Raw genomic sequence first — 12,613 nt, forward strand, 5'->3', positions numbered from 1 at the left:
CGTCGCGAGGGCGGAGGTGCGGCGTTGAGCACGCTGGAGGACACGGCGACGCTCCCGGACCCGGGCGACCGCCCGCTGGTCGTGCTCGTCGACGCCCCGTCGAGCGTCGAGCGCCGTCTCGTCGACCGCTGGCTCGCGGGCATCCGGCCCGGGATGACGACGGGCCGCGGCATCGAGGTGCTCCCGGCCGAGGGCGAGCAGCTCGCCGGCCGCCTCACCCGCGGCGACAACCCGCTGCTCGTGCCGGTGCGGGTGGTCTGGTCGGCCGACCCGGAGCCGGACCGCACGCTGCTGCGCCTGGCCGACGTCCTCACGCGCGGCTGGGCGCTGCGCGCGCGGGCCCGGGCCGCGCGCCGGGGTCCGCAGCACCACCGCGTCGTCGTCGGGCGTCCCGCGACCGTGCGCGAGCTCATGCGCCGCCACCGCCGCGAGCGCCCGGCCACCGACACCGCCGACTTCGTGCGGTTCGTGGCCCGCCAGGCCACGCTCGCGCTCGACCGCGCCGAGCGCGCCCTCACGGGCAACCGGTTCAAGGTCCCGCGCGAGGTCGCCGGGCAGATCGTCGGGTCGGTGCACTTCAGCCGGGAGATCCGGCGGCTCGCCGAGTCGACCGGACGCCCCGAGACGGAGGTGGCCACCGAGGCCGCCGCCGACCTCGAGAGCATCGTCGCGTCGCTCGACCCCGCGGCCGTCGACCTGTTCTCCGGGGTCCTGCGCCCGATGCACGAGAAGGCGTGGACGGTGCACGCCGACACCGCGGGCCTCGAGCCGCTCCGCGAGCTCAACGCCGAGCACGCGCTGGTCTTCCTGCCCTCGCACCGCAGCTACACCGACCCGTTCGTGCTCGCCGACGTGCTGCGCAGCAACGACTTCCCACGCAACCACGTGCTCGGCGGCGACAACCTGCGGATCCTCGGGCTCGAGCAGCTCGCGCGACGCAGCGGCATCATCTTCATCCGCCGCAGCTTCGGCGGCGACCCGGTCTACAAGGCCGTGGTGCGCGAGTACTTCTCCTGGCTGTGCGCCAAGCGCTTCAACCTCGAGTGGTACATGGAGGGCGGCCGCACCCGCACCGGCAAGCTGCGCCCGCCGAAGTACGGGCTGCTGGCCGACGTGGCGAGCGCCGTGGAGCGCCGTCGTACCGGGGACGTCTACCTGGTGCCGGTGTCGATCATCCACGACCAGCTGCAGGAAGTGCACCAGATGGCCGCCGAGCAGACCGGCGCCCAGAAGACCCCGGAGGGCCTGCGCTGGCTCGCCGGCTACGCCCGGGCGCAGCGCCGTCCCGTGGGCGGGGTGCACGTGAGCTTCGGCGAGCCGCTGTCGCTGCGGGGCGCGCTGACCGCGGCGAACGACCCGGCGCTCGACGCCCGCGCGGAGAGCAACCCGGACGCGGCCGTCGAGGACGAGCCCGCCCGGCGCCTCGCCCTGCAGAAGACCGCGTTCGAGGTGTTCGTGCGCATCAACCGGGTGACGCCGGTGACGCCGATCGCGCTCGCCGCGCTGGCACTGCTGGGGGTGCGCGACCGCGCGCTGACGCTCTCGCAGGTCCGCCGGGTCGTCGAGCCGGTCCTCGACTACGTCGACGCCCGCGGGCTGCCGCACACCGGGATCGCGTCGCTGCGCACCAACGGCGGCGTCGCCGAGGCCCTGCTCTCCCTGCGCCGGGAGAAGGTCGTCAGCGCCTACACCGAGGGCTCCGAGCCGGTGTTCTCGGTGGAGAGCGGCCACCACATCGTCGCGGCGTTCTACCGGAACTCGGCGATCCACCACTTCGTCAACCGGGCGATCGTCGAGCTCGCGATCCTCGACGTCGGCGAGGCCACCGGCCGCGAGGCCCTCGCCAAGGGCTTCCAGGCCGCGCTCGACCTGCGCGACCTGCTGAAGTACGAGTTCTTCTTCCCCGACAAGGAGACCTTCCGCGCCGAGCTGATCGACGAGCTGACGCTCATCGACCCGGACTGGCGCTCCGACGACGGCGACATCGCCCGCACGCGCAAGATGCTGCGTCAGAGCCGCTTCCTGTGCGCCCACCGCGTGCTGCGCTCGTTCGTCGACGCGCAGTGGGTGGTGGCCGAGCGGCTCGCGGAGCACGACCCGGACACCCCCGTCGACGAGGACCAGCTGCTGGAACGCTGCGCCGCCGTCGGGCAGCAGCTGCTGCTGCAGGGCAAGCTGCACGGGCCGGAGTCGCTGTCGCGGGAGCTGTTCGCGTCGGCGCTGCGGCTGGCCTCCAACCGGGGGCTGCTCGCCCCGAACACCTCCCCCGCCGACGGCGGCCCCGACCTCGCGACCCGGCGCCGGGCGTTCGCCGCCGAGATCCGCGGGGTGGTGGAACGGGTCGTGGCCATCGACGAGACCGACGCGACGAACCGACAGGAGTCCGCGGGTGTCCGACCCTGAAGCCGATTTCCAGGGCCTGATGGACGCGGTCGAGGCCGCGCCCGACGGCCCCGAGGTGGGCGCGTTCTTCGACTTCGACGGCACGGTGATCGCCGGCTACTCGGTGACCGCCTTCATGCGCCACCACGTCAAGCACCTCGACCTGCACCCCCGCACGACCCTCGAGACGCTGGCCAGCGGCTGGCAGGGCCTGCACGGCGAGGAGGACTTCCGCAAGTTCCTCGGCATCACGCTGCGCACGTGGGCGGGCCGCACGCCCGAGGAGCTCGAGAAGATCGGCAACCAGCTCTTCCGCGACGAGATCGGCCCGAGCGTCTACCCCGAGTCGTGGCGCCTCGTGCGGGCGCACCTGGAGAAGGGCCACACGGTGGTCCTGGCGAGCTCGGCGACGCGTTTCCAGGTCGAGCCGGCCGCGAAGGCCCTGGGCGTCGACCACACGATCTACACGGCCGTCGAGGTGGGCGAGGACGGCACGCTCACCGGACGTCCGGACGGCCGCTCGCCGTACGGGGAGGGCAAGGCCGCCGCGGTGAAGGAGTTCGCCGCCGCCCACGGCGTCGACCTCGACGCGAGCTTCGCCTACTCCAACGGCGGCGAGGACGTCCCGTTCCTGGCGACCGTCGCCCACCCGGCCGCGGTGAACCCGTCGGCCGGGCTGCGTCGCGCCGCCGCCGAGCGCGGCTGGCCCGCCCTCGACTTCACCGGGCGCCCGTGGACCACGCCGGTGGAGATCGCGCGCACCGCGGCGACCTTCGCCGGGATGATGGGCGGCTTCGCGACCGGCCTCGGTCTGGGCCTGCTCGGCGGCTCCCGGCGCGCCGGGCTCAACCTCGGCATCGGCCTCGGCGGCGACCTGTCGCTGATGGCGTCCGGGGTCTCGCTCGACGTGCACGGCGCCCGGCACATCTGGGAGTCCCAGCCCGCCGTCTTCCTGTTCAACCATCAGAGCCAGCTCGACGTGCTCGTGCTCGGCGGGCTGCTGCGCGGCAACTTCGCGCCGGTGGCGAAGAAGGAGCTCGCCAACGACCCGCTCTTCGGCGGCCTCATGCGCCTGCTCGAGACGGCGTTCATCGACCGGGCCGACAACGCCCAGGCCCGCAAGGCCCTCGAGCCGGCCGTCGAGCGCCTGCGCGCCGGCACGTCGATCGTCATCGCCCCCGAGGGCACGCGCTCGCCCACCCCGTCGCCCGGGAAGTTCAAGAAGGGCGCGTTCCACCTGGCCATGCAGGCCGGGGTGCCGATCGTCCCGCTGGTCTTCCGCAACACCGGCGAGCTGATGAGCCGCAACGCGATGATCATCCACCCGGGCGTCGTGCAGGTCGCGGTGCTCCCGCCGGTCGACGTGTCCGACTGGACCCGCGACGACCTCGACGAGCGCATCGAGGGCGTCCGCCAGCAGTACCTGCACACGCTGGCGCACTGGCCTGGTGGCTCCGCCATGTGAGCACTGTGAAGTGCTCCAGCACTTCAAAGTGCTCACATGCCGTCAGGCACCACGGAACACCGGCGCGCGCTTCTCCTCCCGCGCGCGGCGGCCCTCGGCGAGGTCCTCGCTCGCCCAGCACGCGTCGAACGCCGCGGCCACCTCGTCGGGCACCGGGGCGTCCTCGAGCAGCCGGGCGACGGCGAGCTTGTTGTAGGCGAGTGTCAGCGGGGCGAGGGCGGCGATCTCGGTGGCCCAGGCGAGCGCGGTCTCCCGGTCGCCGACGCGGTCGACGAGCCCGGCGGCCCGGGCGGCGTCGTGGTCGAGGCGCTCGCAGGCCAGCAGGATCCGGCGCGCGGCGCCACCGCCCGCGATCAGCGCGAGCCGGCGCACCGTCCACGGGTCGACGGCGAGGCCGAGGGCGGCGGTCGGCAGCCCGAACACCCCCGGGGTGTCGACGACGCGCAGGTCGGCGGCCAGCGCGAGCTGGGTGCCGGCGCCGATCGCCGGCCCGTGCACCGCGGCGACGACCGGGATGGGGAGCTCGACGAGCCGGTGCAGCATGCCGTAGAGCGCGGCGAGGAAGTCGTCGTCGCCGACGGTGTCGAGGTCGGCCCCGGAGCAGAAGGCGGTGCCCTCGCCGGTCAGCACGAGCACCCGCGCGCCGTCGGTGAGCGCCGCGTCGACGGCCGCGTGCAGGTCGCGGCAGTGCGCGGTGTCGAGGGCGTTGCGGCGCTCGGTCCGGTCGAGACGGATCTCGTGCACGGCGGCGGCGTGGCGATGGGTCCCGATCACGCGGCCATCATCCCCGGCGCGCGACCACACCCCACAGCCCGCTGCCCGTGACGTCCGCCCCTGGCGCCGGCGCGTCCGGGCGCCAGTGGGGCGCGGACACCCAGCCGGGCCCGACGACCGTGAACCCCTCGAGCCACGGACTCATCTCGTCGGGGCCGCGCAGCCGTGGCGCGTAGCTCCACCCGCCGTGGTTCATCGTCGCCCAGGTGTGGATGTCGGGCCGCCCGACCGAGGTCAGGTGCGAGATGGCGAGGCCGCTGCCGGGGGCGAGCGCCTCGGCGTAGACGCGCACGGCGTCGGCCGCGGCGGCGTCGTCGAGGAGGTAGTGCAGGACGCCGACGGCGAGCACGCCGACCGGGCGGGCGAGGTCCAGCAGGTCGCGGACCTCCGGCGCGGTGAGGACGGCAGCGGCGTCACCGACGTCCGCGTGCAGCACCGACACGCCGTCCACGCCGCTCAGCAGGCGCCGCGCGTGGGCGACGGTCCGCGCGTCCCAGTCGACGTAGGCCACCCGCGCGCCGGGGTGCACCCACCGCGCGCGGGAGTGGACGTGGTCGACCGTCGGGAGACCCGACCCGAGCTCCAGGAACTGGTCGACACCGTCGGCCGCCCAGTGGTCGACCACCGCCGCCGAGAACCGGCGATGGGCGCGGCAGAGCGCGCTCATGCCCGGCATCATCGCGTCGACCTCGGCGGAGAACTCGCGGTCGACCTCGAGGTTCTCGCTGCCCCCGAGAGCGAAGTCGAACACGCGCGCCATGTTCGGCGGCGTCTCCTCGTCGTCGGCCCTGTCGTCGTCCCTGTCCTCGTCGTCGCTGCCCACGGGATCCAGATCGGTCACGGTCCCTCCCCCCGTGACCATCCTCGCTCACGACCCTCCACCCGGCCGCCCGGACGCCCCGGGAGGCAGGATCCGGGCATGAGCCCGACGCCGCCGACCCGCTCGGACCCGACCCCGGAGATCCCCGAGGCCCTCTTCGCCGACCCCGCCCTCGAGGCGAGGTGGCGGGGACGGTTCACCGCGGCGCGCGTCTCCGTGCCCGACTGGGCGCGCGACGCCCCGGACCGCAGCGTCTACTCGTCGAACGCCACCGGGACCTGGGAGATCTACGCCTGGGACCGCGCGAGCGACACCCACCGGCGGGTCACCGACCGCCCGCAGGGCACGCGCGGCGGCCTGGCGAGCACCGACGGCAGCACCATCTGGTGGTTCGACGACACCGACGGCGACGAGTTCGGGGTGTGGGTCGCCGAGCCGTTCTCCGGGGGTGAGGCATCGCCCGCCGTCGACGGCGCCGCCCCGGGCTACCCCGCCGGGCTCGACCTGGGCCGCCGCACGGTGGCCGTGGGCTGGTCGACCGACGACGGGTCGACGTTGGCGGTCAGCGAGGACGGCGGCGAGGCCCGGGTCGTCTACACCCACACCGAGGACGCGGGGATCGGGGCGCTCTCCCGCGACGAGACGCTGCTCGCGATCTCGCACGCCGAGCACGGCGACTCGCGCCACCCGGCGGTGCGGGTGATGCGGCTGGCCGACGGCGCGACGGTCGGCGAGCGCCACGACGGCCACGGGAAGGGCCTCGACCCGCTCGAGTTCGCGCCGGTCGAGGGGGACCAGCGCCTGCTCGTCGGCCACGAGCGTCGCGGCCGTGACGAGCTGCTGATCTGGGACCTCGCGACCGACACCGAGACCGAGCTCCCGATCGACCTGCCCGGCGACCTCACCGCCGGCTTCTACCCGGACGCGTCCGCGCTGCTCGTCGCGCACACCCGTGCGGGCCGCACGACGCTGCACCGCTACGACCTCGCGACCGGCGAGCTCGGGGACCTGCCGACCGCGTCGGGCTCGGTGGGCGGGGCGGAGGTGCGACCCGACGGGAGCGTGGAGTACGGCTGGTCGTCGGCGGCGTACCCGTCGTCGGTGCGCGTGCTGCGTCCCGACGGGACCGACAGCGAGCTGCTCGCGCCGCCCGGGGAGCGTCCGCAGCCGTCGGTGGCGCTCGACGACGCGTGGGTCGAGGGTCCCGGCGGGCCGGTGCACGCCCTGTGGACCCGTCCCGCAGGCACCACCGGCCCCGTGCCGACCGTGTTCATGATCCACGGCGGGCCGCAGGCGGCGGACGAGGACCGCTGGTCACCGGTGCGGGCGGTGTGGGTCGACGCCGGGTTCGCCGTGGTGCACGTGAACTACCGCGGCTCGTCGGGCTACGGCTCGGCGTGGCGCGACGCCATCGAGGGCCGTCCGGGGACCACCGAGCTCGAGGACGTCGCGGCCGTGCACGAGTGGGCCGTGACGACGGGCCTCGCCGACCCGGCGGCGTGCGTGCTCGAGGGCTGGTCGTGGGGCGGCTACCTGACGCTGCTGGGCCTGGGGCTCCAGCCCGAGCGCTGGGCGGTCGGCTGCGCCGGCGTCCCGGTTGCCGACTACCTCGCCGCCTACTCCGACGAGATGGAGCCGCTGCGCGCGTTCGACCGGTCGCTGTTCGGGGGCTCGCCCTCCGAGGTGCCGGAGCGCTACCGCGACGCCTCGCCGCTGACGTGGGTGGACGCCGTCCGCGCGCCGGTGCTCGTGCTCGCGGGCGAGAACGACCCGCGCTGCCCCATCCGCCAGATCGACAACTACCTCGACGCGCTCGCCGAGCGCGGGCGGGAGTACGCGATGGTGCGCTACGACGCGGGGCACGGCTCGCTGGTCGTCGCCGAGACGCTGAAGCACACCGTCGCCGAGATCGCCTTCGCGCGCCGGGCCCTCGGCCTGCCCGTGCCGGCCTGAGCCGGGCCTGTTCCGAGCGAAGGGCCCCTCCGATCGACTAGTTCGACCGAAGGGGCCCTTCGCTCAGTTCCGGTGACCGGCGTGGATCAGGCGGTCTTCGCCTGCCACATCCAGTGCGCCTCCTCGAGCTTCGCCGTCTGGGCGATGAGCAGGTCCTGGGTGACCGGGTCCGGCTCGTCGGTGACCGCGATCCGCTCGCGCATGCGCCCGATGAGCGTGGCGAGCGTGTCGGTGACCGCGCGGTTCACGTCCTCGACCTTCTGCCACCCCTCGTCGGTGGTGGGCAGGCCGCTGCTCTTCGCGACGGTCTCGGCGCGCCCGTCGGGCGAGACGCCCAGCGTGGCGGCGCGCTCGGCGACCTCGTCGGAGTAGGTGCGCGCGAGGTCGACCAGCTCGTCGAGGTGCAGGTGCGCCTCGCGGAAGTTGGTGCCGACGACGTTCCAGTGCCACTGCTTCGCCGTCAGGGACAGGTCGACGAAGTCAGCCAGCGAGTCCTGCAGGACCGTGCCGACCGTGAGCTTGGCGTCGTCGGGCAGCGGGCTGGTGATGGGTGTGGTGGCCATGCTGGTGATCTCCTCCGCAACCGTAGATTGGAACGGTTCCAGAAACAGGATGCCCTCGCCGACCCCCCGACAACCACCACGCGGCCCGTCTCGTGGTGTGAGACGGGCCGCGTGAGGTGAGGCTGGGCTGTGTCAGCCCCGGGTGGTCAGCTCTGGGCGGTCAGCTCTGGCTGAGCACCTTGTCCTGCTTGCCGGTGAGCTCGCGGACGCGGTCCTCGACGCGCTGCCCCATGCCCTCGTCGATCGACTTCCAGTAGTCGAACGCGCGGGCCAGGACGTCGTCACCGACGCCGTCGGCGAGGTGGCCGGAGACGTTCTCGACGAAGCGGTCGCGCTGGGCGTCGTCCCAGACCTCGAGCATCATCGTGCGGGCCTGGCCCTCGTCGGAGTCCTCCGGGTGCGCCACGTAGGCGACGCGCTGGATCTCGCCGTCGGAGTACCACGACGGCGGCTGGATCGTCTCCGTCGTCTGCGGGCCGCCCTTGGTGTTGGGCGCGTAGACCGGGTCCGGCGCGTTCACCACGCGCATGGCGCCGGCCACCGTGTAGGGGTGCGCGTCGGTGCCCTGCGGCGAGTTCACCGGGATCTGCTTGTAGTTGACGCCCAGGCGGGCGCGGTGCGCGTCCGCGTAGGAGAACCCACGCGCGAGCAGCATCTTGTCCGGCGAGAGGCCGAGCCCCGGGGGCTGGTTGTTCGGCTCGAACGCGGCCTGCTCGATCTCGGTGTGGAAGTCGACCGGGTTCCGGTTCAGCGTCAGCTTCCCGACCTCCAGCAGGGGGTAGTCGCTGTGCGGCCACACCTTGGTCAGGTCGAACGGGTTGAACCGGTAGGTCTTGGCGTCCTCGAAGGGCATGATCTGCACCTTCAGCGTCCAGGTCGGGAACTCCCCGCGCTCGATCGCCTCGTAGAGGTCGCGGCGGTGGTAGTCGGCGTCCGCCCCGGCGAGCCGGTCACCCTCCTCCTGCGTCAGACACTTGATGCCCTGGTCCGAGATGAAGTGGTACTTCACCCAGAACTCCTCGCCGGCGGCGTTGATCCACATGTAGGTATGGCTGCCGTAGCCGTTCATGTGGCGCCAGGTCTCGGGCAGGCCGCGGTCACCCATCAGCCAGGTGACCTGGTGCTTCGACTCCGGCGACAGCGTCCAGAAGTCCCACTGCATGTCGTGGTCGCGCAGCCCGTTGCGGGCCAGGCGCTTCTGCGAGCGGATGAAGTTCTGGAACTTCATGGGGTCGCGGATGAAGAAGACCGGCGTGTTGTTGCCGACCATGTCCCAGTTGCCCTCGCGCGTGTACAGCTTGAGCGAGAAGCCGCGCGGGTCGCGCCAGGTGTCGGGGCTGCCCCGCTCACCGGCGACGGTCGAGAAGCGGATGAGTCCCTCGGTCGTCTCGCCGGGCTGGAACACGGCGGCCTTGGTGTACGCGGTGACGTCCTGCGTGACCTCGAACGTCGCGAACGCGCCGGCGCCCTTGGCGTGCGGCTGGCGCTCCGGGATGCGCTCCCGGTTGAAGTTCGCCATCTGCTCGATCAGGTAGTGGTCCTGGAGCACCAGGGGCCCGTTGGCCCCGACCGTGGCGGAGAACTCGTGGCTGGGCGCCGGGATCCCGGCGTCGTCGGTGGCGTAGGAGCGATGCGTACTGGTCACGTTTCGCCTCTCAGCGTGGTGGTGTGCTGTCGTGCAGGACCGCGACGGCGCCGCGCACGGCTCGCCGGGATTCCCGGTTACCCACTCCGGCGGCGACACACGTCGGGCACGTCCCCCAGAAGACGACCTCGGCCTCGTCGACGACGAAGCCCCCGGTGTCGGAGGGGGTCAGGCAGGGTCGTTCGTCGACGACGCAGTCGACGTCGGCCGTGGCCCCGCACGACCGGCAGACCACGTGGTGGTGGTTGTCGCCGGTGCGCGTCTCGTACAGCGCCGCCGAGCCCGCCGGCTCGATCCGGCGCACCAGGCCCGCGTCCACGCACGCGGCGAGGACGTCGTACACGGCCTGGGTGCTCACGGACCCCAGCCGCGAGCGCACCGACATCGCCACGGCCTCGGCCGTGGAGTGCGGGTGCTCGCCGAGGACCCCGAGGACCGCCTGCCGGGGCGCCGTGACGCGCAGGCCGGCGGCCCGCAACCGCGCCCGGGGGTCGGCGACGTGGTGACGGGGGTCGTGACGGTACGGGTCCGGGGCCGGTCCGGCCTCAGCAGCGACCGCAGGGGTGTCCGCGTCGCCGTGAGAACCGGTCGGGGTGGTCATATCGACCCACGCTGCCACCGAGACTGGAACGGGTCAAGAAAAGCCGCGCCAGGTCACGAGCGTCAGCGGCACGCCGGTCAGTTCCGGACGAGCTCCTCGGCGATCTCGTAGGTGTTCAGCGCCGCGCCCTTGCGCAGGTTGTCGCCGCACACGAAGAAGTCGAGGGTGTTCGGGAAGTCCAGTGCCTGGCGGATGCGCCCCACGTACGTCGGGTCCTCGCCGACGACGTCGGCCGGCGTCGGGAAGCGCTTGGCCTCCGGCTCGTCGAGCAGCACGATCGACGGCTGGGCCGCGAAGAGCTGCTGCGCGGTGGCGACGTCGACCTCGCCGTCGAAGGTGGCGTGCACCGCGATCGAGTGCGTGGTCACCACCGGCACGCGCACGCACGTCGCCGACACCTTGAGGTCCGGCAGTCCGAGGATCTTGCGCGACTCGTTGCGGACCTTGAGCTCCTCGGAGGTCCACCCGCCGTCACGCAGCGAGCCGGCGAACGGGACGACGTTGAGCGCGAGCGGGGCGTTGAAGGGCGAGTCCTCCGACAGGCCGGCCGACGCGATCGCCTCGGCGACGTCGCCCCGGCGGTTGCCCACGCCCTTGCCCGCGACCGCCGCGATCTCCTGCTGCAGGCGGTCGATGCCCTCCTGGCCGGCACCGGACGCCGCCTGGTAGCTCGCGACGACCAGCTCGCGCAGCCCGTAGGCACGGTGCAGCGCGCCGAGGGCGGCCATCATCGACAGCGTCGTGCAGTTCGGGTTGGACACGATGCCCTTGGGGCGCTCGTGGGCCTGGTCGGCGTTGACCTCGGGCACCACCAGCGGCACCTCGGGGTCCATCCGGAACGCCCCAGAGTTGTCGACGGCGATCGCGCCGCGGGACACCGCGACCGGCGCCCACTCCGCGCTCACGGCGTCGGGGACGTCGAACATCGCGATGTCGACACCGTCGAACGCCTCCGGCGAGAGTGCGACGACCTCGATCTCCTCGCCGCGCACCCGCAGCCGGCGACCGGCCGAGCGCGGCGACGCGATGAGCCGGATCTCGGTCCACGGCACCGTCTCACGGGCGTCGATGATGTCGATCATGACGGAACCGACGGCGCCGGTGGCTCCGACGATGGCGAGGGTCGTCACGGTCTACCTCCCGGTTCCGGCGTGCACCACGGCCTCCTCGTCGCCCCCGAGGTCGAAGGCGGCGTGCAGGGCGCGGACGGCGTCGTCGAGCTGGGTGTCGCGCAGCAGGGCGGAGATGCGGATCTCCGAGGTGTTCATCATCTCGATGTTCACGCCCGCGACGGCGAGGGACTCGCAGAACGTGGCGGTGACGCCCGGGTGGCTGCGCATGCCCGCGCCGACCAGCGTCACCTTGCCGACGTGCTCGTCGTAGAGGATGTCCTCGAACCCGACCTCGCCCTTCACCGCGGTGAGCGCCTCGACCGCGCGGGGACCGTCCTTGACCGGCAGCGTGAACGTCACGTCGGTCTTGCCCGTCTTCAGGTGCGAGATGTTCTGCAGCACCATGTCGATGTTGACGTCGACGTCCGCGACGCAGCGGAAGATGCGCGCCGCGAAGCCGGGCTGGTCGGGCACGCCGACCACGGTCACCTTCGCCTCGGACCGGTCGTGCGCCACGCCGGTGAGGACCGCCTGTTCCACGCTGAGCTCCTCGATGGACCCGACGATCGTCGTGCCGGGCTTGTCGTTGTACGACGAGCGCACCCGCAGGGGCACGTTCTCGCGGCGCGCGTACTCGACGGCGCGCAGGTGCAGCACCTTCGCCCCGCACGCGGCCATCTCGAGCATCTCCTCGTAGGTGATGGTCTCGAGCAGCTTCGCGTCGGGGACGATCCGCGGGTCGGCCGAGTAGACGCCGTCGACGTCGGTGTAGATCTCGCAGACGTCGGCGTGCATCGCGGCCGCCATCGCCACCGCGGTGGTGTCCGAGCCGCCCCGGCCGAGGGTGGTGATCTCCTTCGAGTCCACGCTGACGCCCTGGAACCCCGCGACGAGCGCGATGTGGTCCTCGGCGAGGGCAGCGTGGATGCGCCCGGGCGTGACGTCGACGATCCGCGCGTCGCCGTGCTTGCCCGTGGTGATCATGCCGGCCTGGGAGCCGGTGAACGAGCGCGCCCGGCCGCCCTGGGCGTTGATCGCCATGGCGAGCAGCGCGTTCGAGATCCGCTCGCCCGACGTCAGGAGCATGTCCAGCTCCCGGGGCGGCGGGCTCGGGTGCACGGCCAGCGCGAGGTCGGTCAGCTCGTCGGTGGTGTCGCCCATGGCGGAGGCGACGACGACGACGTCGTTGCCGTCCTTGCCGGTGCGCACGATCCGCTCGGCCACCCGGCGGATCCGCTCCGCGTCCTGGACGGACGAGCCGCCGTACTTCTGGACGACGAGTGCCACCGCGACGGACC

The 12,613-nt window shown here is 73.0% G+C and carries 10 protein-coding genes; 3 read left to right on the top strand and 7 right to left on the bottom strand.

From position 1 onward, the window contains the following. Positions 1 to 24: 24 nt before the first annotated feature. Together WCD41_RS08500 and WCD41_RS08505 are read left to right on the top strand one after the other, a co-directional pair. The gene (locus WCD41_RS08500) at positions 25 to 2,403 is read left to right on the top strand and encodes a glycerol-3-phosphate 1-O-acyltransferase (protein WP_337712969.1); all 2,379 of its coding nucleotides are present in this window, start codon (positions 25 to 27) and stop codon (positions 2,401 to 2,403) included. Beyond that, positions 2,390 to 3,847 (top strand): HAD-IB family hydrolase, encoded by a 1,458-nt coding sequence (locus WCD41_RS08505; RefSeq protein ID WP_337712970.1) that lies wholly within the window; start codon positions 2,390 to 2,392, stop codon positions 3,845 to 3,847. Before WCD41_RS08500 ends, WCD41_RS08505 begins: the two co-directional genes overlap by 14 nt. Positions 3,848 to 3,889: 42 nt before the next feature. On the opposite strand, the gene WCD41_RS08510 is transcribed toward WCD41_RS08505, so the two are convergent. Both WCD41_RS08510 and WCD41_RS08515 read right to left on the bottom strand, forming a co-directional pair. Next, positions 3,890 to 4,621: an enoyl-CoA hydratase gene (locus WCD41_RS08510; RefSeq protein WP_337712971.1), complete on the bottom strand. Its 732-nt coding sequence runs from the start codon at positions 4,619 to 4,621 to the stop codon at positions 3,890 to 3,892. Between the two features lie 7 nt (positions 4,622 to 4,628). Then, a complete protein-coding gene (locus tag WCD41_RS08515) occupies positions 4,629 to 5,462 on the bottom strand; it encodes an SAM-dependent methyltransferase (RefSeq protein WP_337712972.1) in 834 nt (277 codons plus the stop codon). 78 nt (positions 5,463 to 5,540) lie between these two features. On the opposite strand from WCD41_RS08515, the gene WCD41_RS08520 reads away from it, so the two are divergent. After that, a complete protein-coding gene (locus tag WCD41_RS08520) occupies positions 5,541 to 7,394 on the top strand; it encodes a S9 family peptidase (protein ID WP_337712973.1) in 1,854 nt (617 codons plus the stop codon). 86 nt (positions 7,395 to 7,480) lie between these two features. Here WCD41_RS08520 and WCD41_RS08525 read toward each other — a convergent pair whose 3' ends face one another. The 5 genes from WCD41_RS08525 to WCD41_RS08545 all read right to left on the bottom strand — a co-directional run bounded on the left by WCD41_RS08525 (position 7,481) and on the right by WCD41_RS08545 (position 12,602). Further along, positions 7,481 to 7,957 (bottom strand): Dps family protein, encoded by a 477-nt coding sequence (locus WCD41_RS08525; protein WP_337712974.1) that lies wholly within the window; start codon positions 7,955 to 7,957, stop codon positions 7,481 to 7,483. Between the two features lie 160 nt (positions 7,958 to 8,117). Then, positions 8,118 to 9,602 (bottom strand): catalase, encoded by a 1,485-nt coding sequence (locus tag WCD41_RS08530; protein ID WP_337712975.1) that lies wholly within the window; start codon positions 9,600 to 9,602, stop codon positions 8,118 to 8,120. Positions 9,603 to 9,612: 10 nt separating this feature from the next. Continuing rightward, positions 9,613 to 10,080 (bottom strand): Fur family transcriptional regulator, encoded by a 468-nt coding sequence (locus WCD41_RS08535; RefSeq protein WP_337713344.1) that lies wholly within the window; start codon positions 10,078 to 10,080, stop codon positions 9,613 to 9,615. Between the two features lie 200 nt (positions 10,081 to 10,280). Continuing rightward, positions 10,281 to 11,333 carry an aspartate-semialdehyde dehydrogenase gene (locus tag WCD41_RS08540; RefSeq protein WP_337712976.1) on the bottom strand — a complete coding sequence of 351 codons (1,053 nt, stop codon included), beginning with the start codon at positions 11,331 to 11,333 and terminating at the stop codon, positions 10,281 to 10,283. Between the two features lie 3 nt (positions 11,334 to 11,336). Beyond that, the gene (locus WCD41_RS08545) at positions 11,337 to 12,602 is read right to left on the bottom strand and encodes an aspartate kinase (RefSeq protein WP_337712977.1); all 1,266 of its coding nucleotides are present in this window, start codon (positions 12,600 to 12,602) and stop codon (positions 11,337 to 11,339) included. Between the last annotated feature and the right edge of the window lie 11 nt (positions 12,603 to 12,613).

The sequence above is a fragment of the Actinomycetospora aeridis genome (assembly GCF_037400275.1).
GTDB lineage: Bacteria > Actinomycetota > Actinomycetes > Mycobacteriales > Pseudonocardiaceae > Actinomycetospora > Actinomycetospora aeridis.

Excerpts from the sequence above, each read along its gene's own strand:
- WCD41_RS08525 (WP_337712974.1), bottom strand. The coding sequence starts at position 7,957 with ATGGCCACCACACCCATCACCAGCCCGCTGCCCGACGACGCCAAGCTC.
- WCD41_RS08520 (WP_337712973.1), top strand. The coding sequence starts at position 5,541 with ATGAGCCCGACGCCGCCGACCCGCTCGGACCCGACCCCGGAGATCCCC.